Origin of the sequence: Methanohalophilus sp. DAL1 (assembly GCF_001683555.1) — an archaeon.
GTDB lineage: Archaea > Halobacteriota > Methanosarcinia > Methanosarcinales > Methanosarcinaceae > Methanohalophilus > Methanohalophilus euhalobius.
The window spans coordinates 15,169-40,340 of record NZ_MAFX01000010.1 but is presented as its reverse complement, the minus strand read 5'-3'; the positions used below and the strand labels follow the sequence as shown (position 1 = coordinate 40,340).

Annotated in this window: 25 protein-coding genes, 1 tRNA gene and 2 pseudogenes; 9 read left to right on the top strand and 19 right to left on the bottom strand. The window is 44.1% G+C overall.

Annotation, left to right across the window (positions count from 1 at the left end; all coding sequences use genetic code 11):
- Positions 1–1,185, bottom strand: a 1,185-nt coding sequence (locus tag A9957_RS02805) for a glycine betaine/L-proline ABC transporter ATP-binding protein (RefSeq protein ID WP_292343110.1), incomplete at its 3' end; no start/stop codon positions are given.
- 248 nt (positions 1,186–1,433) lie between these two features.
- Between A9957_RS02805 and A9957_RS02800 the strand changes: the two genes are divergently transcribed.
- Together A9957_RS02800 and A9957_RS02795 are read left to right on the top strand one after the other, a co-directional pair.
- Positions 1,434–2,687: a DNA double-strand break repair nuclease NurA gene (locus tag A9957_RS02800; protein ID WP_292343108.1), complete on the top strand. Its 1,254-nt coding sequence runs from the start codon at positions 1,434–1,436 to the stop codon at positions 2,685–2,687.
- Positions 2,680–4,470 (top strand): ATP-binding protein, encoded by a 1,791-nt coding sequence (locus tag A9957_RS02795; protein WP_292343106.1) that lies wholly within the window; start codon positions 2,680–2,682, stop codon positions 4,468–4,470. Before A9957_RS02800 ends, A9957_RS02795 begins: the two co-directional genes overlap by 8 nt.
- Here the strand turns inward: A9957_RS02795 and A9957_RS10565 are convergent.
- Positions 4,471–4,659 (bottom strand): annotated as a pseudogene (locus A9957_RS10565) (ATP-binding protein); the annotation flags it as partial.
- 127 nt (positions 4,660–4,786) lie between these two features.
- Between A9957_RS10565 and A9957_RS02790 the strand changes: the two are divergent.
- Positions 4,787–5,561 (top strand): annotated as a pseudogene (locus A9957_RS02790) (transposase).
- 128 nt (positions 5,562–5,689) lie between these two features.
- On the opposite strand, the gene A9957_RS02785 reads toward A9957_RS02790, so the two are convergent.
- The 7 genes from A9957_RS02785 to A9957_RS02755 all read right to left on the bottom strand — a co-directional run bounded on the left by A9957_RS02785 (position 5,690) and on the right by A9957_RS02755 (position 11,075).
- Complete coding sequence (locus tag A9957_RS02785; protein ID WP_292343104.1) at positions 5,690–6,484, bottom strand: energy-coupling factor transporter transmembrane protein EcfT; 795 nt, start codon at positions 6,482–6,484, stop codon at positions 5,690–5,692.
- The gene (locus A9957_RS02780) at positions 6,477–7,268 is read right to left on the bottom strand and encodes an ATP-binding cassette domain-containing protein (protein WP_096712579.1); all 792 of its coding nucleotides are present in this window, start codon (positions 7,266–7,268) and stop codon (positions 6,477–6,479) included. The genes A9957_RS02785 and A9957_RS02780 overlap by 8 nt, the downstream gene beginning before the upstream one ends.
- On the bottom strand, positions 7,265–8,089 hold the full coding sequence (locus A9957_RS02775) for an ATP-binding cassette domain-containing protein (protein ID WP_292343102.1): 825 nt from the start codon (positions 8,087–8,089) through the stop codon (positions 7,265–7,267). Before A9957_RS02775 ends, A9957_RS02780 begins: the two co-directional genes overlap by 4 nt.
- On the bottom strand, positions 8,086–8,634 hold the full coding sequence (locus A9957_RS02770) for a biotin transporter BioY (protein WP_292343100.1): 549 nt from the start codon (positions 8,632–8,634) through the stop codon (positions 8,086–8,088). The genes A9957_RS02775 and A9957_RS02770 overlap by 4 nt, the downstream gene beginning before the upstream one ends.
- An 88-nt stretch (positions 8,635–8,722) precedes the next feature.
- Positions 8,723–10,342: a thermosome subunit alpha gene (gene thsA, locus A9957_RS02765; RefSeq protein WP_292343098.1), complete on the bottom strand. Its 1,620-nt coding sequence runs from the start codon at positions 10,340–10,342 to the stop codon at positions 8,723–8,725.
- A gap of 449 nt (positions 10,343–10,791) precedes the next feature.
- On the bottom strand, positions 10,792–10,884 hold the full coding sequence (locus A9957_RS02760) for a hypothetical protein (RefSeq protein ID WP_292343112.1): 93 nt from the start codon (positions 10,882–10,884) through the stop codon (positions 10,792–10,794).
- A 119-nt stretch (positions 10,885–11,003) separates the two neighbouring features.
- Positions 11,004–11,075: transfer RNA gene (locus tag A9957_RS02755), tRNA-Arg, on the bottom strand.
- Positions 11,076–11,182: 107 nt separating this feature from the next.
- Here A9957_RS02755 and A9957_RS02750 point away from each other — a divergent pair.
- The 5 genes from A9957_RS02750 (at position 11,183) to A9957_RS02730 (ending at position 15,680) form a co-directional block, all read left to right on the top strand.
- Positions 11,183–12,367: a redox-regulated ATPase YchF gene (locus A9957_RS02750; RefSeq protein ID WP_105460498.1), complete on the top strand. Its 1,185-nt coding sequence runs from the start codon at positions 11,183–11,185 to the stop codon at positions 12,365–12,367.
- A gap of 23 nt (positions 12,368–12,390) precedes the next feature.
- Positions 12,391–13,050, top strand: coding sequence for an undecaprenyl diphosphate synthase family protein (locus tag A9957_RS02745; RefSeq protein WP_164909058.1), 660 nt, complete (start codon positions 12,391–12,393; stop codon positions 13,048–13,050).
- A gap of 12 nt (positions 13,051–13,062) precedes the next feature.
- Positions 13,063–13,527: a DUF5817 domain-containing protein gene (locus A9957_RS02740; RefSeq protein ID WP_105460496.1), complete on the top strand. Its 465-nt coding sequence runs from the start codon at positions 13,063–13,065 to the stop codon at positions 13,525–13,527.
- A gap of 119 nt (positions 13,528–13,646) precedes the next feature.
- A complete protein-coding gene (locus A9957_RS02735; RefSeq protein ID WP_096712572.1) occupies positions 13,647–14,933 on the top strand; it encodes an ATP-binding protein in 1,287 nt (428 codons plus the stop codon).
- Entirely contained in the window at positions 14,934–15,680 is a 747-nt protein-coding gene (locus A9957_RS02730) for an MBL fold metallo-hydrolase (RefSeq protein WP_096712571.1), read from the top strand.
- 3 nt (positions 15,681–15,683) lie between these two features.
- Here the strand turns inward: A9957_RS02730 and A9957_RS02725 are convergent, their stop codons facing one another.
- On the bottom strand, positions 15,684–16,595 hold the full coding sequence (locus A9957_RS02725; RefSeq protein ID WP_292343096.1) for a DUF5803 family protein: 912 nt from the start codon (positions 16,593–16,595) through the stop codon (positions 15,684–15,686).
- Positions 16,596–16,665: 70 nt separating this feature from the next.
- Positions 16,666–18,582 carry a sodium:solute symporter gene (locus tag A9957_RS02720; RefSeq protein ID WP_128754597.1) on the bottom strand — a complete coding sequence of 639 codons (1,917 nt, stop codon included), beginning with the start codon at positions 18,580–18,582 and terminating at the stop codon, positions 16,666–16,668.
- A gap of 138 nt (positions 18,583–18,720) precedes the next feature.
- Between A9957_RS02720 and A9957_RS02715 the strand changes: the two genes are divergently transcribed.
- Complete coding sequence (locus A9957_RS02715) at positions 18,721–19,488, top strand: S-adenosyl-l-methionine hydroxide adenosyltransferase family protein (RefSeq protein ID WP_292343094.1); 768 nt, start codon at positions 18,721–18,723, stop codon at positions 19,486–19,488.
- Here A9957_RS02715 and A9957_RS02710 read toward each other — a convergent pair whose 3' ends face one another.
- From A9957_RS02710 to ftsZ, 8 genes are all read right to left on the bottom strand, one after another.
- Complete coding sequence (locus A9957_RS02710; protein WP_241645997.1) at positions 19,489–20,418, bottom strand: radical SAM protein; 930 nt, start codon at positions 20,416–20,418, stop codon at positions 19,489–19,491.
- Between the two features lie 137 nt (positions 20,419–20,555).
- Complete coding sequence (rpl12p, locus tag A9957_RS02705; RefSeq protein ID WP_072358597.1) at positions 20,556–20,867, bottom strand: 50S ribosomal protein P1; 312 nt, start codon at positions 20,865–20,867, stop codon at positions 20,556–20,558.
- Positions 20,868–20,896: 29 nt separating this feature from the next.
- Entirely contained in the window at positions 20,897–21,931 is a 1,035-nt protein-coding gene (locus A9957_RS02700; RefSeq protein WP_096712565.1) for a 50S ribosomal protein L10, read from the bottom strand.
- Entirely contained in the window at positions 21,931–22,572 is a 642-nt protein-coding gene (locus A9957_RS02695; RefSeq protein ID WP_292343093.1) for a 50S ribosomal protein L1, read from the bottom strand. Before A9957_RS02695 ends, A9957_RS02700 begins: the two co-directional genes overlap by 1 nt.
- Before the next feature lie 125 nt (positions 22,573–22,697).
- The gene (locus A9957_RS02690; RefSeq protein WP_096712563.1) at positions 22,698–23,186 is read right to left on the bottom strand and encodes a 50S ribosomal protein L11; all 489 of its coding nucleotides are present in this window, start codon (positions 23,184–23,186) and stop codon (positions 22,698–22,700) included.
- A gap of 48 nt (positions 23,187–23,234) precedes the next feature.
- On the bottom strand, positions 23,235–23,693 hold the full coding sequence (locus tag A9957_RS02685) for a transcription elongation factor Spt5 (protein ID WP_072358591.1): 459 nt from the start codon (positions 23,691–23,693) through the stop codon (positions 23,235–23,237).
- A 4-nt stretch (positions 23,694–23,697) separates the two neighbouring features.
- Positions 23,698–23,895, bottom strand: coding sequence for a protein translocase SEC61 complex subunit gamma (locus A9957_RS02680; RefSeq protein ID WP_370448644.1), 198 nt, complete (start codon positions 23,893–23,895; stop codon positions 23,698–23,700).
- Between the two features lie 163 nt (positions 23,896–24,058).
- Positions 24,059–25,162 carry a cell division protein FtsZ gene (gene ftsZ, locus A9957_RS02675; protein ID WP_292343091.1) on the bottom strand — a complete coding sequence of 368 codons (1,104 nt, stop codon included), beginning with the start codon at positions 25,160–25,162 and terminating at the stop codon, positions 24,059–24,061.
- Positions 25,163–25,172 lie beyond the last annotated feature (10 nt).

Sequence of the window (25,172 nt, the reverse complement as noted above, 5' to 3'; positions counted from 1 at the left end):
CTCTTCATCTTCAGTGGTCTTAAGTGCAGCAAGGATGCTGCCTCTGACGACCACGCCTACAAGTTTGTCATTTTCATTAACAATCGCAATTGGCTGGTCCGTTTCTACCTGGATAGATATGAGGTCTTGAAGTGGAGTATCGACTGTAGTTTTCGGGAATTCCTTTATGATTACATCTTCTATGGTCTTTCCGGCTTTCTGTGCCCGGACCGCATCATCGACTTTCAGGAATCCCTGAAGACGCTTGGCTTTATCCACCACGTATATAGAGGATATGCCGTGCTTTTCCATGAGTTTCAGGGCAACTTGTAGACCGGATTTGAGTGATACAACCGGGTCAGGCCTCTTCATTACATTCTCAGCAGTAAGGATCTTAGTTTTGTCCACACCGGCAACGAACCTGGATACATAATCGTTCGCAGGGTTTGAGAGGATCTCTTCAGCAGTCCCGATCTGGGCAATTTCTCCATCTTTCATCAAGGCAATACGGTCACCGAGCTTGAGGGCCTCATCAAGGTCATGTGATACGAAAACAATTGTTTTCTGCATCTTTTCCTCAAGTTCAAGCAACTCGTCCTGCATCTCACTGCGGATAAGCGGGTCAAGGGCACTGAATGCTTCATCCATTAAAAGTATCTCAGGATCTGTTGCAAGGGCTCTCGCAAGTCCGACCCTCTGCTGCATACCTCCACTCAACTGGGATGGTTTACTGAATTCATGACCTTTCAGTCCAACAGTTTCTATTGCGACTGATGCCTTTTCATGTCTCTCCTCCTTTGAGAAATCCTGTATTTCAAGACCATAAGCAACATTATCAATGATGGTTCTGTGTGGCAAAAGGGCGAAATTCTGGAAGACCATGCTGATCTGCTTTTCCCTGATCAACCTGAGTCTCTCACTGGAGGCCTTTGTAACATCCTCATCGCCAATAGTTATCAATCCGGATGTGGGTTCAATGAGCCGGTTTAGGCAACGTAGAAGAGTTGACTTACCGGAGCCTGAAAGGCCCATAAGTACAAAAATTTCTCCTTCATACACATCAAAACTCACATTATACAGTCCTACGGTCTGGCCAGTCTTGTTGAAGATTTCATCTTTTGAAAGACCTTCTTCAACATAGGACAAAGCTTTCTTTGGATGCTTACCAAATATCTTCGTTAAGTTGCTAACTACAATTTTCTTCATTCTTTCCTCAGAAATAAAAATAACCCCTTTTTTTTTATAGGTTATTTAGTAAAAGATTATAACAATCTTTTTTGTAAACATACTTCAATATTAAACAGGGAATAATCGTTTGGAATTCAAATTATAAATGGCTTAATTCTTTTTATACTTTATGGTGATACATTTTCTATGAAAAAATGGCGCTATCTGCTGAAAATTCCAGTCTATGTGAATGATTATATATTGTCAGGGACCTCTTTTAGCATTAAATGTCACTTGAACCGATTCACATAAAAGCCATACAAGAAATCGCATCCGGTATTGAAATGGATGTAGAGCAGGAAAATGAAGATAGCGATGCTAATGATCTTCTTGATTTTTTGAAAGAACTAAAATACGGCTCCAGAATTGTTTTGAAATCCATCGGGAGGCTATACAGGGGAAAGGTAGACATGGCCCGAATGTCACAATCAAAAGACCCTGTTGAAAGAACTCTTTCTTCTGATAGTGGAAGCACCAACACTTTTTTCTTTGATTCGGGGCTTGCACTGGATTTCTGCCATTGTGCGATGGCTTCCTCGCCAAGCGATCTTGATATCCATTCCAAAAGAACAATAGTTGCTGCTACTTATTCCTCTTCTGCAAATGTTACTATCAACACTTCACAGGACTGGAGATTATTTGATAGGGACAATGGCAGAAGTCGCCTGGTAAAAATTGAGGCAGGTCTGCTGGAGACCAGGGAAAAACGCCTCGTTCACAATATTGCTCTTTACCTTTCCGAGTCCGAACATATTCTCTGGATGAAAGATATTTTTACAAAAGAGGATTTTTTCATAATGGATGGACCCATATATCCTAAACAGCTAATGTACTGGATGGTTGTCCCCTCTGAAGAAGTCAGAATAAGATATGACCCCTCAGCATTGAAAATATTGCAAAATTATATTGACATCATGGATCATGCAATGGATAATAGTCTTCCACTGGTAGGATTTGTGAAAAATCCTGAAGATATGCAGATCGTACAAACGCTTAAAAAACAGGAAATGGAACTGGATATACCCTGGCTGGTAGATGCCCAGTTTTTCAAAAACGTCCTTCATCCTTCTGCTGAAGACTCACGCAATTGTATTACGTATACAAACTGGTTCATGCAACCCAACCAGTTCTATGAGAATATGCTCCAGACCACAAGTCCTTTGATGGATAGTTCTCTTTCCCACAAGTATGCTGCAGAGGATTATGCATTAACATTTTTTGTAATTTATGTTCCTGCTATGAATGTTCTTTTTAAAGTAGAGTCTCCTTATGGTCTGACAAAAGATGATGATATGAGGCACCTGCTCACCCGCAAAGTATTATATGACATTTCAATAGGCGGTATCCCACCGACACTCTCCAAGGTGGATTCGATAGCAAAGATACGCACAAAAGAAAGGAAACAGATTCTTGGGCAATTCAGTAAACTCAGGGTTGATACGAAATACAACGATATACGCTGGAGTGATACAGATGGATAATGATGACGACATACTTGCTTATGCCACAGGTAATAAAGGGGGCAATGTATCCTCGAAAGAACCGGTTGAAGATTTTGAGGAATATGTTCCTGATACAGTGGATAATCCGGATGGGTCATCCTTTGATAATGCGCTGGGTACAATTACAACAGGAATTGACCCGCTGGAAATAACTGAATCAGGTGCACGACTTACTGGTTATATTACTTCTTCGCACAGGCCGAATGTCAGGCTTGGTACATATGTACTGGTTCCCTACGGAGATGAAGATCTGTTTGCAAGGGTCTGGAAACTGCAGTACCTTCAGGAATTTGAAGTTGATGATGCGACAGAGTTGCATTCCCGGCGCATGTTAAAGGCCAATAATACCAATGAGATAGATTACAAATTCCTTGCATATCTTGACCCTCTATGTATCCTGTCTCCAGCAAAGGCAGGCCTAATGCGTCGCATGGCCGACAGGCTTCCCCGTCCCAATACTCCAATACTACCGGTTTCTGAAAAACTCAAGATCCAGACAGGTCTCAACATTCCGACTGAAGGTATTTTTCTGGGACATTTGAGTGTGGGGGGTGAACTTGTCAGGACACATGCTTCTCCTCCAACAGTTGCCTACTATCTGCGCAACGATTATTCAATGGGTGATCCTCTCATGTTCCGTCATATGCTGGTGTGCGGAAGTACCGGTACGGGGAAAACCTTCCTTACAAAAAATATTCTGCGTCAATTCCTGGCATCGGATAATCAGTATCTTGTAAGGGGTGAGCAGGGCAGGAAGAAAAACCCATGTCTTGTGATAATGGATCCGCAGGATGAATATTCCCAGTTGTTTGAGGATAATCCGGATATAGGATATGCCGATGAAGTAACCTTTGCAGAAGAGGGCGTCTTGCATGGAGGCCATCAGGATACAAGGACATTCCTGGCAAGTGTGGACGGCCAGTCCTATCCGGGTAAATCCCGTGCACAACAAATGGAATTTACAATTCCTTTCGAACTTGTAAGAAATAATTCCTGGTTGATATCAGCAGCTGAATTGACGGAAAACCAGTATATAGGCCTTGAGCTGTTGCTTGAGGATTATTTCAAGACTCCTGCAAATCATACCTATCAGGGATTTACAATTTTCATTGCGGATGAAGGCACACGTTCTGTTTATGTGGATAGTGGGAAAATCCATGAATCCTCCTATGATGCCATTGTGCGTAAGGTCAAAAATCGCTCTTTCAGCAGGGTATTCGACCAGCCGGCAAAACCGATAACCGAAATACTTGATGAGGTTTTCAAGCCTGGCAGGGTCAGTGTATTTCCGACTGAATATATAAATAATAGCCGTATCAGGGACCTCATTACTCTCACCTTGATGACAATTGTAGTGGATAACAAACTCAGTACATCAGGCAATGATTCTGTTAAGAAAACTCCCGTATTACTGGCTCTTGATGAAGCACACAGGTATCTTTCCGGTGCGATGTCGGCTCATTCAAGACGTATCGTATCCAGATTTGCAGATGCAGCAAGGCAGGGGCGCAAGGAAACACTTGGTCTTTTCCTGATTACCCAGGATCCACAGGATATCGATGACACCGTGCTCAAGCAGATAAATAGTCGGATCATTCTCAATCTCTCAAACGACAATGCCATAAATGCATTAAATGTTCCACTGGAATTTGAAAAAAGGATTCCTTATCTTCGCAAGGGACAGATGATAATTCAGAGTCCGGATAACAGTGATATTGTGGAGGTCACCGGCCTGCATAAATGTGTGGTAAAACACGCCTGATCAGGCACAGGGGAGGGTGATCCCGAAAATGCTCCCCTTTCTATCTTCCCTGTCTTCAACACCAGTCTGGCCGCCATGTAGTTCCGTTGTCTTTTTTGCAATTGCAAGTCCAAGCCCGGTTTCTTTTATACTGACAGATGACCCTGCTCTTTCGAATCTTTCAAATATGACTTCTCTTTTATCATCGGGTACTCCCTCCCCTCATCGATGAAACGTATTTTCCACATATCATTGTCTTCAGAGATTTCTGATTAACTCCTCCCCTCACCCAAACTAAACAACAATATTTATATTCTATCAAGATAAATTTAGTTATATGAGTACTTTCATTAATTTCACCCTGAAACACAGAATATGACCGTTTGATAGCTGCTGGTGAAAACTATCTGAAAGACAAGTTGATTGACTGGAAACCATTTCGTCCCATACTGGAATCAATGTATATCAACAGGACAGACAAAGGTGGTCGACCTGAAAATGATGTTGTAATGATGTTCAAAATGCTTGTGTTACAACAATGGCATGGTCTTTTTTGATCCAGAATGAACGACAATGTATTGATCGCATTTCATTCAGAAAGTTCCTGGATCATGTTGAATCAGAGATTTAACAGGAGTTGCAGATTTTCAATCTGCAACATTTTCCAAAACGAATACCTGATGACACAACTGTATGGTCATTCAGGGAAAGGATTGGAAATTAAAAAGGGAATGATTCAGGATGCAACCTTTATTGTTGCAGAACCTGGACATGCCAATCAGGAGAAAATGAGAGGTGATGAGGCAAAAACAAGAAGAAGAAGCAGGGATGGGAATTGGTCAAAAAAAGGAGAAGTGGTGTATAGGGATAAGGGATATTTCGAAGTGGCGGCAAAAGGATTTGCAGCAACGATGCAAAGAGCGGCAAGAGGAAAGCCACTGAATATCAAACAGATTATGCGCAATGACAGGAGTAGTGTACAGAGGATGCCCTGTGAAAGGGTGTATGCGGTGACAAAAGGCGTATTCAAAGCGGGAAAGGTGATGGTTACGGCGTTTTGTTTCAATTTGCATCAAATGAGGACGTTAAAAAGAAAAAAGGTGGTGGACTGAGGGCGTAAGCTATCTAAAAATAAGCAGATATTTCAGAATAATTGCCCGGGAAACAGGCTAGTAGAGTAATAATAAGAACAAATTTTATAGAAGTTCTGGAAGAGGAACGTTTATCAGAATCCTCCGCATTATATCTGATAGGAGGGAATAAGAGTGATATTCAAATTCCAGAAGCCAAGCAACAATACAAAAACCAACATAAGGGCTATCCAGTCGTTTTTTTTCATTTTTAATTCGAAAAGGGATGTCCTGTAGTTGCCCTGATAACATCTGCTTTCCATTCCCATAGATATATCGTCCATCATCCTGAAGGCTCCCCTGAGCAAAGGTATCGCCAGTGAGACCAATCCTGAAATCCTCTTTTGCCTTCCCAGCCCCCTGCAGAGCTGTGCCTGGTATACTTCTTTCAGGAACCTGTTCAAAACAGGAACCAGATGAATGGAGAGGGACATCATGGTGGCAATTTCAAACGAAGTCGCTCCTAAGACCTTGCCGGACAGGGGGCGAAGTAGCCTTTCAATTCCCGCAGTCATATGAGCAGGAGAAGTCGTAGCCGTCAACAGGGAGGCAAATTGTATCAAAAGAATAAAACGCCCCACAATCCTCAGGCCCTCAAAAAGGCCTTCTGTGGTGGCTGAAAACCCATACAAATCCATAAAAATATTCCCGGGTATCAGAAATAGCTGGAATATAAAAATTAAGATTAAGAAGGGGGCAATTGGACGAAGGTTTCGCAGCAGTGCAATCCGCACAGACGAAAGATCGTACAAAACTATGAAAAATGCAAATAGCAGGACCAGACCTGTAAGATGCAACCTGAAGATCAAAATGCTGGTCAGCATCGTAGCTATTAGTTTTGTGCGGGGATCAAGCTTGTGCAAGAAGGAATCTCCGGGGACAAAACTCAAAAAATAATCAGGCATTATCCACATCTCCGGTTTCTAAGTATTCCAATTGCTTGATTGCACTTTTCACTGTAAACGTAGCCGGGTTCACTGGTAAACCCCTTGCATGCAGCCTCTTCATCAAAGCGGTTATAGGCGGTAGAGGAAGACTATCATCCAAAAGGTACTGCTGCCTTTGACCATCAAAACAAATTATTCCATCCCGCAGGTAGATAATTCGCGGAGCTACTCCCAGCAGTTTATCAAGGTGATGAGAAATTACGATGATTCCTAATCCCATATTCTGCAAGGTCTGTAGAATATGAGGGAGGCGCGTTTTTCCCTTTGTATCAAGCCCTGCAAAAGGTTCATCGAGCACCATATATCGGGGAGACTGGGCAACTATTCCTGCCAGAGACACCAATTTCTGTTCCCCTCCACTAATCCCGAAGGGAGATGCTTCAAGGAGGGATTTATCCAGACCCACTATATTTACTGCCTTGTTGACCTGCCTTTCAATATCCCTTCTATCAAAACCAAAATTAGAAGGACCAAAAGCAATATCATCATAAACCGTTTTTTCAAAGAGTTGTCTGGAAGAATGCTGAAACAGGACACCTACCATTTCTCTGACTTTTTTAACATGGAATGGACAACCATCAATTTGCACAATACCTTTGTCCGGTTCTAGCAGACCAACAAGCAGACGCAACAAGGTTGATTTGCCCGCGCCTACAGGCCCCGTCAACCCCACGATTTCACCGGGTTTTATGCACATGGATACATTTTGTAAAACTAAATTTTGCCCGTATGAAAAATTCAAATTCTTGACTTCAATTGCCAGATAGATTCCTCCAGTGTATTAACATCAGGGTTTGAAACATCGATCTCTTTCAGACCATTATTCCGCAGCCACAGGGCAAGTTCAGTAAGAGGAGGAATTGAAATACCGGAGTTTGACACAGCAGGGGAATCAAAAAACAAAGAGGATTTGCCATCATAAACAATCCTGCCCTTTTCAAAAGCTATAACCCTTTCAGCAAGATGGACCTCCTCCAGGTCGTGGGTGACCATTATTATCGTCTTGCCCTTTTCATGAAGCCTGGTGATGGTTGCAAGCACCTGTTGTTTTGAGAAGGGGTCCAGCATGGTGGTTACCTCGTCAAATATCACACATTCAGGCTCCATGACAAGGACACCTGCAAGAGCTGCAAGCTGCATCTGTCCTCCACTTAGTTCCAAAGGGGATTTACCTGCCAGATGGGATATCCCCAGCTCTGCAAGAGAAACATCCGTTTTTTTACGGATTACTGATGCAGGATAGGCCAGGTTCTCAAGACCAAAAGCCACATCTTCCTCTACAGTAGCACCTACGAACTGGGTGAGGGGATTCTGGAAAACCATACCAACTTTCCTGCGTATAGCAGTTAGATTGGAGATTACGCATGTGTCCATACCCCATATTTTCACCATACCTTCATCAGGCAGCAGTAAACCATTCAGATGCCTGACAAAGGTGGACTTACCGCTACCATTACCGCCTACTACGGCAATGAGTTCACCGCTGTCAACCGACACATTGATGCTGTCAAGAATACGTTGATTTTCCTTGAAACCAAAACTTAGATCCTTAATCTCTATCATACCAAAGATTCCGTCTTGAGATATCGATAAATGAGGGTCGCAGCTGCAATCTTAATAGCAGCTCCCGGGATAAATGGAGCAACACCCAATGCAAATGTTTCCTGTACTCCTAGGGATGCCACATACATCAACTGGAAATAGCCGGGAATGTAGATGGCGATCATACCGGCAAGGAATATGGCAACCATACCAGCAATGGACCTGTACTGGAATTTTTCAAAGAGGAAACCAATTACAAGAGCTGCCAGAATGAAACCTATGATATAGCCCCCTGTGGGACCAACCAGCACACCGAGTCCGGAACTGCCCCCTGAAAACACAGGTAACCCTACAATACCGAGTAAAACATAGATGAACATACTTAGCATACCCCATCGAGCACCCAGTACCGCCCCTGCAAGAATTACAAATAATGTCTGCAGGGTAACAGGTACCAAACCCACCGGAATACTGATGTAAGCACCTACGGCGGTCATGGAAGCAAAAAGGGCTGCATAGACCATTTTCCTGACTGGGGGATCGGATAAATCATTGCTGTTAACCATGTGCTCTCAATGGTTAACAATATATTTAAATTTTACCCTGAAAAGTAATCACATTAAAAAAAAAGAAGGTGATAGAAACCACCTTATCTTACATATCCATGTCCATATCAGGCATTTCGGGGGATGCCTGGTTGGAGTGAGGGGATGCCGCAACAACGTCATCAATTCTGAGAACCATGACAGCTGCTTCGGTTCCGGCATTAATTGCCTGTGTCTTGGCACGTAGTGGTTCGATTACATTGCTCTCCCACATGTCAACAACCTCGCCGGTGTATACATTAAGCCCCATTCTCTTGTTACCTTCTTCATGTTTGGAACGCAGTTCAACAAGTTTGTTTATTGGGTCATAACCTGAGTTTTCGGCAAGGGTCTCGGGAATTACTTCAAATGCTTCTGCGAATTTGGCAACTGCAAGCTGTTCCCTGCCACTGAGGGAGGATGCATATTCACCAAGACGCATGGAGAGTTCTACTTCCGGAGATCCACCGCCTGCGACGACCTTGCCGTCTTCCAGAGCCACAGCAACTACGTGAAGAGCATCATCCATAGCATGCTGGAGAGAATCTACAACGTGCTGGGTACCACCGTGAAGGATTATTGAAACAGCTTTCTTTTCCCTGCATCCTGTGATATAGGTCATCTTGTTGCCTTTTATATCACGTTCTTCCACAAGGTCTGCAGAACCCAGGTCATTGGCAGTGATTTCATCGATATCCTGAATATTTGTTGCACCAGTAGCTTCACAGATACGATCCAGATCGCTCTTTTTGAGCCTCTTGGCGGCATATACGCCAGCCTTTTCGAGGTAATATTGTGCAAGGTCATCGATTCCTTTCTGGCAGAATACAACATTTGCACCGGAATTCAGAATCTTGTCGGTCATCTGTTTGACCATCTTTTCTTCCTGGTCCAAAAACATCTGCATCTGATCCGGGGAAGATATCTTGATCTCGGCATCCATCTCGGTCTTTTTGAATTCAACCGGGATACTGAGGACAAGGATTTTTGCATCCTCTACCTTTTCGGGCATATTGGGATGTGTGCGGGCTTTATCAAGAACAAGGCCTTTTACAAGTTTGGACTCACCAACACTTTCACCAGCCTGCTTTTCTATCTTGATGTCACTTACATCTGCAACATAGCCATCATCCGTTTCTTCTCCTATGAGAGATACGGCTTCAACGGTAAGCTCTGCAAGCATTTCCTTGTGAGATTCTGCACCTTTGCCGGTAATTGCGGTTTTTGCCACTTTTTTGAGGGCTTCAGTATCGTCACGGGAAATATCTATACTTATACTTTTTACGATTTCAATCGCCTTTTTGGATGCCTGCCTGTAACCTGTTGCAATAATTGTGGGGTGTACACCTTTCTTGAGAAGTTCCTCTGCCTTGGAAAGGAATTCACCGGCCAGTACGGCTGCTGTTGTCGTACCGTCTCCGACTTCATCATCCTGGGTCTTGGCCACCTCAACGATCATTTTGGCCGTGGGGTGTTCAATGTCCATTTCCTTGAGAATGGTTGCACCGTCATTGGTGATTACCACATCACCCATTGAATCCACAAGCATCTTGTCCATACCCTTGGGACCAAGGGTAGTACGGACTGCGTTGGCAACTGCCTTGCCTGCCAGAATATTGTTGCTCTGGGCATCTCTGCCCCTTGTTACCTGACTTCCGTCTGCTAAAATGTATATCGGCTGTCCTGCCAAACTTTGACCTCCTTATATAATTATGATCCAGTAAATTGCATCAAGAAAAGAGCACTATGTACTCTCAACCTGTTCGTTCTAGATGATTGAACTTCTATATAAAAGTTGCTTGAAAGAGTGAGAAAAAGATATCGAAAATATACAGCAGATGGGTACAGTATTAACTAATATCTTATAAATAAGAAGGGGTAAAGTAGAGGAGAAGGCCTGATATGCCTACAACCGATGGTATAGGTATTTCTGAGCTACTTCCCGGCAATATTCAGTCTTCAGTCCTTCATTCCCTGCAAGTAAACTGTTTCCACAACCCCTAGATTGTCAACTACCCCTCCCTTATGGAAGGTGCTTGAATGTCAATTAAGCATTCGTCCGGGTGGCTGACAAGCACCCCTGAGATTCCAGGATATACCTGTAATCCCGTGTTTTGTGTTCAATATTCATTGCACCGATTAGGTTAGGTCTGCATTAGTTTCATAACCACATTTTTCACATCGGAAAGATAATCGATTATGATTATTCTTAGATGTGTGGTTACACCGAATACATGTTTGAGACTATTAGTAGAAATGACAACAAAAAAGGGAGATACTCATAAGAGGCACCACCGAGGAGGGGTTAGTTAACCCCACACGGAAAAAGTGCCTCCGAAAAGTACAATGTACGTCCCGACTGAGACTTGAACTCAGGTCTAAGGCTCCGCAGGCCCCAAGGATATCCGCTACCCTACCGGGACACTCATTGACTTGGGTTCCTAATTATCTTCTCGAATATAAATGTTTGGTGGTAAAGCGTTAAACCACCAACAAAAGTTAAATCCATCAAGCATGTGATTGATAGAACATGACAATGACTATAGGCCTTGCAGGAAAGCCAAATGCAGGCAAATCAACATTCTTCAAAGCCGCAACCATGGCAGAGGTGGATATCGCCAATTACCCATTCACCACCATTGATGCCAATCGTGGGATCACCTACGTTCGCACAACCTGCCCGTGTATCGAGCGGGACAAAAGATGTGGTAACTGTGAAGACGGGATACGCTTTGTACCAATCGAGATCATCGATGTGGCCGGTCTTGTGCCCGATGCCCACCAGGGTCGCGGGCTGGGAAATGCCTTTCTGGACGAACTGAGCCAGGCCCAGGCAATCATTCACGTAATTGATGCCTCCGGCGCCACAGATATAGAGGGCAACCCTGGCGATATCGGCAGCCATGATCCCCTGGAGGATGTCGATTTCCTCAACAGGGAGATTACCATGTGGATGAAAGGTATCCTGTGTCGCAACTGGGAACGCCTGGCACGCAAAATAAAAGCAGAGAATCTAAAGGTAGAGGAAGCAATTGCAAACCAGCTCATGGGAGCCGGGGTCTGTGAAGAACATGTGAACATAGCAATAGACCAGCTCGGCAAACGCGAATATATCAAATGGGAAGATGAAGATATGTGCCAGCTCTGTGAGTACATCCGACTGCTCAGCAAACCTGTCATCATCGCCGCGAACAAACTGGATGTAGCCCCACCGGAAAATGTCGAAAACCTTGAAAAACTTGAGATTATAGTCGTACCCACAAGTGCTGCAGCCGAATTGGCCATCCGAAATGCGGCCAGTACCGGAGCAATTGATTACAAACCAGGTGATGAAGACTTTGCCATAGAGGGAAGCGACCTGAGTGAAAAACAGATAAAGGGACTGGAAAAACTTAAAAATTTCGTGGTATCCCGCAAACCCCATGGATGTGGAGTACAGGAATGCATCAACCGGGCAGTCTTTGACCAGCTCGACCTAATTGTAGTTTACCCTGTCGAAGATGAAGGGCACTGGACCGACAAGAAAGGTCGCATGCTTCCTGATGCCTACCTGGTCAAAAAAGGATCCACTGCGCATGAACTTGCATACAAGGTGCATACCGACATTGGGGACCGTTTCCTTTATGCTGTAGACGGGCGCACCCGGATGAGACTCGGAGACAAATATGAACTCAAGGACGGAGATGTTATAAAGATAGTCTCAACTGCCAAATGACATCTCAGAAGGAGGGCTTCGGGTTGCTACATAAATTGTACGAAAACCATCTCCTGAAAAAAATACAACAGGAACATCAAAATCCACCTTCCTCTCTTGCAATAGTCCTGCCTGAAACAGATCTACTCCAAAAAAATAGTAGCCAAAAAACACTCCAATTCATAAACTGGTGCCAGGAGTTTGACATCAAGAAAATCTATTTTAATGTGGATATTCTGGATGAAAAAGCCGATCTCAAAAACAAGATGATTTACAGATTGGTTCAGGTCATTGAAAGAATATGCGTCAAACTGCCCCCTAAAACAGGCTATGACGTATATGGAGAAGACGGCAGTACATTACTCACAAAACCCGGAAAAAACCCCAGCATCATTTTTGTACTGGGATATGGAGGAAAAAAAGAGATTACCTCTTCTGTCAGGACAATTCTCTGTGATGTAGAAAAAGGAAACATAGAACCGGAAGATATTGATGACAATATTCTTGAATCCCATCTGACAATAGAAGGAGAACCGGATTTGATAATACGCTCGGGAGGAAGACATCTTTCAGATTTTCTTATATGGCAATCAGTCTATTCAGAACTATATTTCACAGATATTAACTGGAACCGTTTCAGAAGGATTGATTTTTTGCGTATTATCAGGGATTTTCAGAAAAGGAAACGCCGCTATGGCAAATAAGGAAGTGTTTACATGGTAGCCTATGCTGTAATAATTTGCACCAAATGCCGCTTGCAATGCCAGGTTACAGAAGACCGGGGTCAAAAAACCATAAAATGCCAGAGATGTGGTGCAACCTTGCAGTTTCGTAAATTGAGGAAATTCCACAGGACAGAAATACTCGATGAAGCAATAGCGGCACGAACAGCTCTTCAGGCACAGCTACAGGGATCCGATTCAAAAAAAGTCAGCCAGATTCTATCAGATGCAAGCATTGATCAGCTCCAGCCAAGCCCGCCTACTCAAAAAAGATCTGCAAATCCTTCTAAATATATCATAAATGCTCTTGAAAAACAGGAAAAAATTCAGATCAGACAGTTATTCCAGATGGCTGAAGAGGCAGGTTTTGAGAGAGAAAAAATCGAAAAAACTCTTGAAAACCTGAAAAATTCGGGAGACATCTACACCCCCGGTAAAGGCTATCTAAAACTTGCCTGACTTGGAACATGCGAACAGGGTGGCATAAGTTATATTTAGGGAAAATACATAATAGGGTGGTTCAGACAAACCGTTTTCGACCTGCCCTTAAATAAAAATCCTGGATGTAAGGTATCAAAATGTCCGACAATACACTTGATATAATAGAACTTTTGTTGACGGCCCAGATATACAACCAGAATCAAGTATTGGATGTCAACGACCTTCCAAAACCCATAAGGAAGCACTACTGGAAAAAAGAGGCCAAAGGAGTACCCCGACCCATTCATGTATCCCTCACTGACGTGAATAAACTGTATGGAGAAAGTGAAACTAAAAAAGTATTAAAGGGCCTTCCCTTCGTAGAAATCGATGAAGTTGGTTACAAGATCAAATTAACTTCTCTTGATATGGCCATTAGCTGGTTCGAAAAACAGGACACTTTCAGTCGTATCGAAGAAAATCCTGCACTGGCCTATTACTTTGAGAAAGCTGAAAAAGAAGGAGTCAGCTACAGTAAAACACGGGACAGCACCAAACCCAAGGAAGTAGACAGGGAATGGATAGACTCCCTCAAAGCCGAGGTAATGGAGGAAGAAGGCGGGGAAGATATGCTCAAACTGGCACAACTCCTGGCCCCGGAAGATATACAACAGGGCATGTCCGAACTAATCCTCACAAAAAAACAGAAATCCGAAGTTGACAAGATAGTCAAAGCCATCAAATTTAGGGATTACCTGAAAGAAATTGGGCTGTACGATGTGGGCAAGGTATTGCTGGTTGGTCCCCCGGGCACCGGGAAAACATCAGTTGCAAGAGCACTCTCCGAAATGTTATCCATTCCTTTTGTTGAAGTAAAATTATCCATGATTACAGACCAGTATCTTGGTGAAACAGCAAAGAACATTGACAGGGTATTTGAACTGGCAAAAAAACTCAATCCCTGCATTCTTTTTGTGGATGAATTCGACTTTATTGCAAAAACCCGGACCTCGGATGAACATGCGGCCCTGAAAAGAGCTGTCAACACACTCCTCAAGGCAATCGATGAAATAAGTCTAACAAGGGACGGAGTACTCCTGATCGCTGCTACCAACCATCCTCACATGCTGGACTCAGCTGCATGGAGAAGATTTGATGAAATACTTGAATTCCCTTTTCCGGATTATGAGATGAGGAAAAATATCCTTGACATTGTCACAAGGCATATCGAAGGGGACTTTGACACTGCAGCAATTGCCGAAATTACAGAAGGTTATAGTGGATCCGACCTGAGAGTGGTAATCCGGGAGGGCGTCCTGGATGCCCTGCTAGAGGAGCGTCGGGAACTCAGTAACAAAGACCTTCTTGATGCAGTGGAATCATTCAACAGTCGTTCACATATAAAATCCGAAAAATACCTTCAGCAGTATGACAGGGTGTCTTAAGTGAAAGTGACATTACTGGGCACAGGAGATGCTCCCGGTACACCGGTTATCGGCTGTAACTGTCCCACCTGCCAGGATGGACAAAAGGGTGGGAAAAGCAACCGTCTCAGATGTTCTATTCTTGTAGAATCAAAGACCGGTACAATTTTGCTGGACACAGGGCCCGACCTGCGCCAGCAATTGCTTGAGCACAATATAAAGCACGTGGACGGAGTGATATGGACTCACGGTCATTATGATCATTTTACCGGTTTTGGGGAATTCCACAGGGTGCAAAGGAAGGTAGATGTATACGGGCTTGCTGAAACCCTTGACTACATCCTGGAATACCTGGCTTTTTTGAAACCCAGGAGAAACAACGTAAAAATCAATGAGACCTTTGAAATTATAGGGCTTAAGGTTACTCTTTTTGAAGTCAAGCACAGGCCGGTGAGCAATCCTGTAGGCGTAATCATAGAAGAAGATGGTAAAAAAGTGGTATTCACGGGAGATTGCGAAGGGCAAATCCCTCAAAAAAGTCTTGAATTGATTGACAGTCCTGACCTTTTGATAGCCGATGCAATTGTACCGGATTCAGATGTGTTGCATATCAAAAAACATATGGATGCAAAAGATGCACTGGAACTTGCCCAAAAGATAAAGGCAAAAGAAGTCGTTTTTACCCACATGAGCCACTTCTTCAAACCCCATTCTACCGCAGCACAGAAATTCCCTATGGGATACGATGGAATGCAATTTGTGATATAACCTTCAACGATTTTTATCTTTTTTCCAGTTTTCTTCTGCTATCCGTATCGTTTCATTCAGTTTTTTACGATTACGCAGATAATTCCCAATGACCAGAAGCACGCCTACACCAAGTATTGATGTACCGATCAGCAGGTTACGGGGTGCATCTTCTGAATAATATTTGAGATAGAGAGTCTTAAACTTAATTTCTTCTTGCTCTTCTTCATCGGAAGGCAAAAAACCTTTTGCCATAGAAGACAATGATGAAGAAGTATTCTGACGTAGGTTATTCCAGACAAGTACTTCCCTGCCCTGTTCATCGACATACCTGGAATCGGGTGCTGGTTCAACCTTCCCTATAAACTGGTTGCCTGTTGTATACCCTTCTGGAAGGACCACCCTTACAGTGGAAAGGTGTGATGGTACATACATAAAATCCTGCCCCATAGGCACCTCCATTGTATAGGCCACAAACCCTGTAAGACTTTGATTGAAGGAAATTACCTGTTTGGTCTGCCCGGACTCGGATTCTTCAGAAAGGGTATAGTCTATCGAATCCATTGGACCCGAGGTGGACAACTGTCTGACTGTTGCAGCTGGGTTACCGTTATATCCTCCCGGTTTGGCCACAATTACAATGTTTGAAAGTACATCGGTACCTGGATTTGTAATATCTTCCAGGGGAACTACCTCAAGACGATCTACATTCTCAAGTACATAAACCGCTTTTACAGGTGAATCGGGGAAAAGGTAGAAAGTAGTCGTATTAATTCCGCACTCACATGAAACATTAGCAATGAACGGGTCCAGTGTATACTCCGATGCATTGGCTGTTTCAGTGGTTTCATCAACAGGTATAATGTCATCGATGCAACCACTAAAATAGATGGCTGAAGTGAGAATCAGAAATAGGACTACCACTTGTTTTCGCATTATACTATCCACCGACAGATTATTTAAAAAAGTTATCGGTGTCCAAGAAAGGAAGGGATTGCCCCTTCACTCATTCTTCGACTATCGTAAGGAAAACACCCATGCTTTCAAGGGCTGCAGCAACCTCATTATAGGCTACATAGAGTTCCTTCTTCTGGGCACCCATTTCCGATACAGGAGGTTCCGAGGCAAACCAGATCTCTTTATCTGTGGTACCACGTGTTATGGATACGCAGGAAAGCATATCCGCCTGTACAAGGCGATATACAGAATTCATTCCGGTAGGAGTTAGCCAGGCAACGTAGGAAGAGCGCAGGGATTCAACGAACCTGTGCCAGTTCACGGAAGCCGAACTTTCCAGCCGCACATGCAGATGTGCTCTTTCACCGGCGAGTTGCTCATCGATTCTCTTGAGGAACTTCTGGAATTTGGGATCGTCGTCCTCAACTGTAACTGTTGCTTCAGCTGCCAGGTTCTTTGCCTCTTCCTTGAAGAAGGGAGCAAGATTGACAGCACTGGATGGTTTTGTTAACAGGGATACTCCGAAAAAGGCAACTGCACTAAGGCCCATGCCAGCAATGACACCGTGGTTCATCAGGACCGGGTGAACCGTCTGGAGATATGCAGGAGCCATTGGAGCTGTCATGTAAATATCATACACAATCAGGCTTATCTGGACGACTGCACCTACAATAAGGCCTGCCATGGCACCTTCCTTGGTAGCACGCTTCCAGTAAAGACCTCCCATCAATGGGAAGAAGTAGGAAGCACTGGCAATGTATGTGGCTATATGAATAGCTTCAAGGATACTGGTAATGAAAAACGAACCCACAGTAGCTGCAAGGACTATAAAAAGTACACTGAGCCTGTTAACCGCAAGCATCTGTTTCATGGTGGCATCCGGTTTAATGAAACGTTGATAGATATCACGGGACACACAGGATGCACCGGAAGTTGCAAAGGTATCCGTACAGGACATAGCAGCAGCAGCAAGGCCTATCGCACTCAGGGCAATAACCAGCTGGGAAAAGTTTTCAAGCACAAATACAAGCAATGCCGGTTCTGCCTGAGCCATTCCCATAGGGAAACCTGCAGCCGGTATTTCCGGGTAAATGGAACTCAGAGCGATAGCAATTACCGCACAACCCGCAAATACAATTGTTATCAAGAGGGTACCCAGAAGCATTCCATTACGTGCGGATTTAGAATCACGCGCAGCCCATACTTTCTGCCAGGGGTCCTGCTCGGTGATCCAGCCGGGAACGATTGCAAACAAAAATATCAATACCATCGGGATTCCGATAGACAGCGGATTCCACCAGCCAGAAGAGACACTGGAGAATAATTCGCCTGTATTGGCAGGGGCATCAACAGCACCACCTGTAGCTGCTCCTACAGCAACAATTGCGATGACTATAGTGAACACAGAAAGGAAAAGGAACTGCACCACATCGGTCCAGACAACCGCACTAAGACCTCCTAAAGTAACATAAACAGAGACTGCCAGAGCAACAATCAGGGCTGCATACAGTGGATCAAAACCATAGAATATCTCAAGTACGAGAGCGAAACCTTTGATATCAGCCACTGCAAAAAGAATCATGACGATAGTAATTATAATACCTATCGGCGCCCTGATTGCCGCACTGTAACGTTGCTCAAGTAATTCTGCCTGGGTTATTGCAGGCAGATTCTTTATCTTCTTCACAAAGATAGCAATTATCAGAAGAGCAAGAATGTTGGGAGCCACAAATCCCCATATAGATCCCATTCCCTGCAGCATGAAGAATGCAATAACTGAAAGCAGGCCTCCTGCCGTCAACCAGGATGCTGCTGAGGAGAATCCTACACCGATCGTCCCGATACGTCTGCCGGCAAGCCAGAAATCGGTTACTGTGTTTTGTCTTTTGGTAAAATACCAGCCTATACCGATCAGTCCAGCTAAGTAGACTGCCAATAATATCAAGAATAATTGAGAACTTTCCATAATAATACCTCCAATCTTATGAAGATTTACTAAATAGCATCGGCTTATTGATGGTACATAGATGATTTAGTATATAAACCTTTTAAAAAAAAGCCCACTGGCGACACCCATATAAGTTCCCTTTCAAAACAAAATGTTATGAAAATAATTACCCTTACAACAGATTTCAAGGATCTCTATCCTGCCTCCATGAAAGCGGTTATCCTGGACATGTGCGAAGATCCAACATTCATCGACCTGACACATGATATAAATCAGGGAGATATATTATCTGCGGCTTTTGCCCTTTACACCACCACACACTTTTTTCCTTCAGGTACAATCCATCTGGCAGTGGTGGACCCCGGGGTCGGTACCGGCAGAAAAGCTATAATTGTACGCGCAGCAAATCAGTACTTTGTCGGACCGGATAACGGACTGCTCATCCCTGCTGCCCAACGGATTGGCGATGTTGAGGTTTTCGAGATTGGAGAAAAAGCCATGCTGGACAAAATATCCAATACATTCCATGGCAGGGACATATTCGCCCCTGCGGCCGGTTTGCTGGCATCTGGCCATGAAGCAGAGGATATAGGCCAACCCATAGAAACCTTTGAAAAACTTAATTTCGGAAAAGCCAATGCATCTGTGGACAAACTTTATGGAAAAGTCCTATACATCGACAGTTTTGGAAATGTAATAACAAATATTCCGACAAAGATGCTGGAAGACTTTGCCAGACCTGCAGAAAAGTTAGTAGTTAAGGGAAATATAGCGTCTTATTCCCTGACTTATGGCAGAGTACAAAAAAATGAATTGCTGATCCTTACAGGCAGCCACAGCTTTCTGGAAATAGCTATCAATGGTGGAAATGCTGCGCAAAGACTGGATATTACAGGTCATCCGGAAATCCGGATAGAAAAATGATCACATCCATTCGTAATGACGCAACGCCTCCAGATTGTAATCATACAGTAAGCTGTTTTCGGCATAACCGAAGAAAAGGCATTTATCGCATTCATTCACGATTTTTGTCATGGTCGCTGTACTTGCCTCCCAGGCATTTTCCACACCCTTTCTGATATCAGCAAGGGGTTGGCGATGAACCCGGCATGTTTCCACCATACCATCACAACCCACATTCAGTATAATATCAGGAGCATGGCATTTGAAAGATGGTTTTCTGTTACGTACCATTTTGAGATAGGTTAGGGAATTAATAATCGGATAGCCCTGTGATTTCATCTCTATCAGTGAATCCAGAGCTTTGCGATATGCCTCACGGTCTTTAACCTCCATGTTCTCCCATACATCATCCTTGATATTTTCAAATTCATACAGAGGTTCAAAAGAAATCCTGGCACCAATCTCTGCTGCAAAATACACAAGGTCGGTTAGTTCATCCACGTTTTTAGAGCTTATAACACAATTCAACAGAACAGGACGTTCCATTATCTCAACACTTTTTTTGATCCCGGGAAGGATGCGGGATATATCGATGCCCCTTATCTCTCTGTAACTTTCCAGCCCGTCTACCGAAATAGAAAGTAAATCAAGGTTTGAAAGATCAGGCAGGCGTTTTTCCAGAAGCAGACCATTGGTTACCAGAGAAGTCATTATGCCTTTTGAATGAGCATGTTCCAGAATAGCAGGAAGATCTTCTCGAAGCAGGGGTTCCGTTGTCCAGGCATTGTAGACACCTATACCAAAATCTGCAGCCTCGTCAAGCATTTGGGCAATTTCTTCAAATGTCATCTCTGCTTTTTCTTCCTGCCAGTATTCACAGAAAGGACATTGCATATTGCAACGGGAAGTTACACCGTGTGACAGAACATAGGGACGCCTACGTATTTTCATTTGCCACACCGGATGAAGGGTAGATACAATTGAGAAACGGGACATTGACCACAACCTTGTTGGTCAATACAGATAAAGTCGACTGTCTATTATTAAAAAGTAAAAAGATGTCCGCCGTAGCGGACAAAGTGAGGAAATTATCCAAAGAGTGCACCAAGACCGGCCATGCCGCTCTCTTCTGCCTCGTCTTCTTCCTCTTCTTCCTCAGCCTCAGCTGCCTCTTCTGTAGCTTCAGCAGGTGCTGCTGCTGGTGCTGCTGCAGGTGCTGCTGCAACTGCTGCGGTGCTCATAGCTTCTTCGATGTCTACATCTTCAAGAGCTGCAATGAGAGCTTTTGCACGTGCTTCGTCTACATCGGTACCTGCTGCCTCAAGGACAGCTTTTACTGCATCTTCAGTAACATCTTTTCCAGCGTTGTGGAGTAAAAGTGCTGCATATATATATTCCATTGTGAATCACCTGTAATTAATCTTAAATCTCATCCGAAAAGTGCTCCAAGACCGGCCATACCGTTCTCTTCTGCATCCTCTTCTTCCTCTTCTACTTCTTCCTCAGCTGCTTCTTCAGCAGGCTGTTTTTCAACTGTTGTAGCCGCACTTTGTGCTGCTGCACCCAGAACGGATTTGAGATCCTCGTCCACTGCATCTTCATTGTTTGCAGATACAGCAGATGCGAGTGAAATCATCTGGGAATGTGCTTTTCCAAGCAGGGAATCCATGATCTCTGGTTCCAGTACTGTTGCATTGATACCAAGGTTTATTGCTTGGGAAGATGCCTTGGAGATCAAAGTACTGATCGTAGCGGTTGTTGGGTATGCTACATTGACTGCCAGATTGAACGCCTGTCTGGACGCTGCGGCAATGTCGGAGAAGTATTTATCATTGTCAATTGCCAGTACATCGGGAGTATAGATCGAACCATCTTCAAAAACTGCATGAAGGTCAAGTCCCACTTCTATAGGGAATATCTCAAGCCTTGCAAGCATTGAAGCAAGCTTCTGGGATACTACATTACCCTCTTCTGTAACAACCTTGCTTTGGCTGACTACAACTTTACCGGCATCGATGGCTGCCGGGATTCCAGCACTCTGGAGATCTCCGAGAATGGGACCCGGCGGGAAACTGGTTGGACCTTTTTCCACCTTTATATCCTGAGGAGCAATAGCACCTGCCTTTATTGGCGAAGGGGTCTTGCTCTGCTCAAGCAACTTATAGAGTTTGAAAGGATTCTCATTGGTGAAAATTAGTGCACATTGTTGATTAAGATAATCAATCATTTCAGAACAATCTTTAGAGGAGCCTTCCAGTGCCCTGTTGACAAGAGTGTTCCTGGATACTTTGAGGACTGCCACATCTTTCAGTTCACGTCTCATAGCCTGGAGTTGTTTGGCCGGGATACCTCCCACACCTACAATACCAAACAATGGATATTTTTCGATGAGAGCCTTTATATCCTCTATTTCCTGTTTTTTCCATTGAGGGATATGTTCACTGTGGTGAAGCTCTTCTTCCATCATACCACCCTCAAAGATTTGCCCATTGTGGTTGTAACATATATGGACTTGAGATTCTGTTTTCCTTTATCAAGTACAGACTCAACCCTGTTCACAATGCTTTCAATATTCTCTGCAATTCTTTCTGCATCCATATCCCTTCTCCCCACTGCAACGTGGAAAGTGAGTTTATCCTTGGAACGAATGCGAATAGAATTCTTAGAGGATTTAATCATGTCCGCCACGTTTTTATCTGGCGTAAGTGGGACAGGCATCTTACCTCTGGGACCGAGAATTGCACCAAGGGTTTTACCGATAAGTGGCATGTACTGCACTTCGGCAATGAAGAAGTCACATTCATTAGCAATGGAACGTGCGCGACTTTTGTCATCTGCGAGGTCATTAATATCTTCCTCGGTGAAAACATAGTCACAGCCCGCTTCCTTTGCCTGAAGGCCTACTTCACCCTTTGCAAAAACAGCGATCTTAAGGTCCTTTCCAAGGCCATTGGGTAAATAAATTCCTTCATCTACACGATATTTGGGCTGGCTCATGTCAAGGTTTTTTAAATTGATGGCAAGATCCACACTTTCCGCAAAATTGCGCTGTGGGGATTCCTCAAATAACCTTTCGACTGTGTTTAATATAGATTCTTCTACCATACTTACCTCCCGTAGTGATCATCAGCCACAAAGGCCTCCTACGGAACGATTTATTGTCATCTATACGGGCTCACCAATATAGGACAATTATTTTTAAACCTATCGGTCAAATGAAAAGCATGGGGTTACCATGCTTCAGAGGCAAGTGCCTCATCAAATTTACCTTCATCAATTGCCTTCTGGCAATTCCGGGGATCCATTCCTTCACCGGTAACTCCCATTGGTACACATGTACCGAGAACTTCCTTGATGGCTGATTTCATTTCATAGGAAAGGAGGTCGTCCTTTTTCATACGGGCTATCTTGGCAAGCTGAGTGATACTGAGATTTCCTACAATTTCACTGCCACCTTCTTCACCTGCACCCTTGCTTATACCAGCTTCCTGAAGGACAAGGGCGGCGGTTGGAGGAGTACCTACTTCGATCTCCACACTTTTATCATCACCCACAATGACCTTTACAGGAACCTGCATTCCATTGTAATCACTGGTCTTTTCATTTATAGTGTCAACAACTTCCTTAATGTTCACACCCAATGGCCCGAGAGCCGGACCCAATGGAGGACCCGGGTTTGCTTTACCGCCGGGAACCAATGCTTCAACAACACTTGACATTAATCATCACCTTTTAATTTTGATTGAAATAATTATTTTTAATTGGCTTTACTCCTCTTCTTTGCGGAGTATTCTCACTGTATCCCCACGAATAGTAATGGGGATAGGTACCACAGCATCGAAAAGCTCGACAGTGATTTCTTCATGTCCTTCATCAACACGCTTGACACGTGCTTTTTCTCCCTTGAAAGGACCTGAAGTAACCTCTATGATCGCGCCTTCCGTGATTCCTGTAACCGTTGGTTTGGGAGTCAGGAAATGCATGATTTCTTCCATGCTCGATTGACCCTTCACAACGGCCCTTGCGTGGGGAACCGTCTGAATAGCCTGTTCGACCTCACCTGAATTCGAAGATTCCGCAAGTACATAACCCTTAAGCTCATCCGGTGCAAGAAGGGCCCGTATATCCAGATTCTCCTTTTTGGCCACTTTGGCCAGCATTCCGGCAACTGAGCGTTCCTGATTTGCAGTCGTCTTTATCACGAATATAGCGCTATCTTCACTCATAGAGTTACACCCATGTCGGCAATTCGGTCAGCAATATATAGACCACAAAGCCAACAAAGCCGATTGCTACAATCCCTGCACCTGCAACTTTTGAGATCATGAGGAACTCTTCCCGGGCAGGCTTTCTGGAAAGTTTCAGCACCCTGTAATAGGACTTCAGGATCTGGCTGACACTGCGATTGTTCATTGCTGATTTTAATATGTTCTCTGCCAAAATATCCACAACCGATAAACGTTGAATAATTGGTATGAAAGTAGTTAAAGTAAAATTATGCTATAAAACTATAGCGCCACTCACATAACCTTATATGCAAAATATCTTTCGACTGGAGGAATATGATATCCAAAATAGAAAATGCAGGAAATCATCCCACAAAGTCTATTCCATATCTCCTTGTAACGTTCTTTGCTCCGCCCGGGCCATATATTTGCGGTGATTTGACACCAGTCACAACTATCATTGTGCGCACTGTGTGTTCCAGATCCGGATCGACCTGTGCACCCCATATGAGTCTTGCACCAGGGTCTATCCTGCTATAGACTTCCTGAACTACTCCTTCTGCTTCTGAAACAGTCATGTCCTGACCACCGACAACATTAACAAGTGCAGAGGTTGCACCGGAGATATCCACGTCAAGAAGTGGACTGCGTAATGCTTTCTGTACGGATTCACTGGCCTTACTATCACCATCAGCCTCTCCCAGACCGATCATGGCAACGCCACCGTTCTGCATGACGGTACGTACATCGGCAAAGTCAAGGTTAACAAGACCGGGTTTGGTTATCAGTTCGGTAATTCCCTTTACAGCCCTCATTAACACTTCATCCGAAACCTTGAATGCGGCCTGCAAAGGCAAACGTGGCACTACTTCCAGAAGTTTGTCATTGGGTACTACAATTACAGTATCGGCAACATCCCTGAGTCTTTCCAGTCCTGCTTCAGCATTGGTACGGCGCACCTCTCCCTCTACTGCAAAAGGCAGAGTTACAACAGCAATGGTAAGAGCACCTGCATCCCTGGCAGCCTCTGCTACCACAGCTGCGGAACCGGTCCCGGTACCTCCACCAAGCCCTGCTGTGATGAATACCATGTCGGTACCCTCGACCACTTCAGTGAGTTCATCAATACTTTCAAGTGCAGCATCCTCTCCAATTTGAGGGAGACTGCCGGCACCCAGACCACGGGTCTTTTTCTTGCCGATCAGTATCTTATTATCACAACTAACATCCAAGAGGTGTTGAGCATCAGTATTGAGGGCTACAAGTTGTGCTCCCTTAATTTCCTCATTTGTCATCCTCTGGACGCTGTTCGAACCTCCTCCGCCACATCCAATAACTTTAATATTGGTATGCATACCTTTCAAAACTGCTTCGATCTCCGCATTGACATCCTTCGGTTCCGATGCTTCGGCACTTACTTGTCTTTCTTCTGCTGAGCGAGCTAATGCCTCTTCAACAATGGATTTCATACTCAATTTC

Excerpts from the sequence above, each read along its gene's own strand:
- A9957_RS02800 (WP_292343108.1), top strand. The coding sequence starts at position 1,434 with ATGTCACTTGAACCGATTCACATAAAAGCCATACAAGAAATCGCATCC.
- A9957_RS02795 (WP_292343106.1), top strand. The coding sequence starts at position 2,680 with ATGGATAATGATGACGACATACTTGCTTATGCCACAGGTAATAAAGGG.
- A9957_RS02785 (WP_292343104.1), bottom strand. The coding sequence starts at position 6,484 with ATGCCTGATTATTTTTTGAGTTTTGTCCCCGGAGATTCCTTCTTGCAC.
- A9957_RS02775 (WP_292343102.1), bottom strand. The coding sequence starts at position 8,089 with ATGATAGAGATTAAGGATCTAAGTTTTGGTTTCAAGGAAAATCAACGT.
- A9957_RS02770 (WP_292343100.1), bottom strand. The coding sequence starts at position 8,634 with ATGGTTAACAGCAATGATTTATCCGATCCCCCAGTCAGGAAAATGGTC.
- A9957_RS02750 (WP_105460498.1), top strand. The coding sequence starts at position 11,183 with ATGACAATGACTATAGGCCTTGCAGGAAAGCCAAATGCAGGCAAATCA.
- A9957_RS02740 (WP_105460496.1), top strand. The coding sequence starts at position 13,063 with ATGGTAGCCTATGCTGTAATAATTTGCACCAAATGCCGCTTGCAATGC.
- A9957_RS02735 (WP_096712572.1), top strand. The coding sequence starts at position 13,647 with ATGTCCGACAATACACTTGATATAATAGAACTTTTGTTGACGGCCCAG.
- A9957_RS02725 (WP_292343096.1), bottom strand. The coding sequence starts at position 16,595 with ATGCGAAAACAAGTGGTAGTCCTATTTCTGATTCTCACTTCAGCCATC.
- A9957_RS02720 (WP_128754597.1), bottom strand. The coding sequence starts at position 18,582 with ATGGAAAGTTCTCAATTATTCTTGATATTATTGGCAGTCTACTTAGCT.
- A9957_RS02715 (WP_292343094.1), top strand. The coding sequence starts at position 18,721 with ATGAAAATAATTACCCTTACAACAGATTTCAAGGATCTCTATCCTGCC.
- A9957_RS02710 (WP_241645997.1), bottom strand. The coding sequence starts at position 20,418 with ATGAAAATACGTAGGCGTCCCTATGTTCTGTCACACGGTGTAACTTCC.
- rpl12p (WP_072358597.1), bottom strand. The coding sequence starts at position 20,867 with ATGGAATATATATATGCAGCACTTTTACTCCACAACGCTGGAAAAGAT.
- A9957_RS02700 (WP_096712565.1), bottom strand. The coding sequence starts at position 21,931 with ATGGAAGAAGAGCTTCACCACAGTGAACATATCCCTCAATGGAAAAAA.
- A9957_RS02695 (WP_292343093.1), bottom strand. The coding sequence starts at position 22,572 with ATGGTAGAAGAATCTATATTAAACACAGTCGAAAGGTTATTTGAGGAA.
- A9957_RS02690 (WP_096712563.1), bottom strand. The coding sequence starts at position 23,186 with ATGTCAAGTGTTGTTGAAGCATTGGTTCCCGGCGGTAAAGCAAACCCG.
- A9957_RS02685 (WP_072358591.1), bottom strand. The coding sequence starts at position 23,693 with ATGAGTGAAGATAGCGCTATATTCGTGATAAAGACGACTGCAAATCAG.
- ftsZ (WP_292343091.1), bottom strand. The coding sequence starts at position 25,162 with ATGAAATCCATTGTTGAAGAGGCATTAGCTCGCTCAGCAGAAGAAAGA.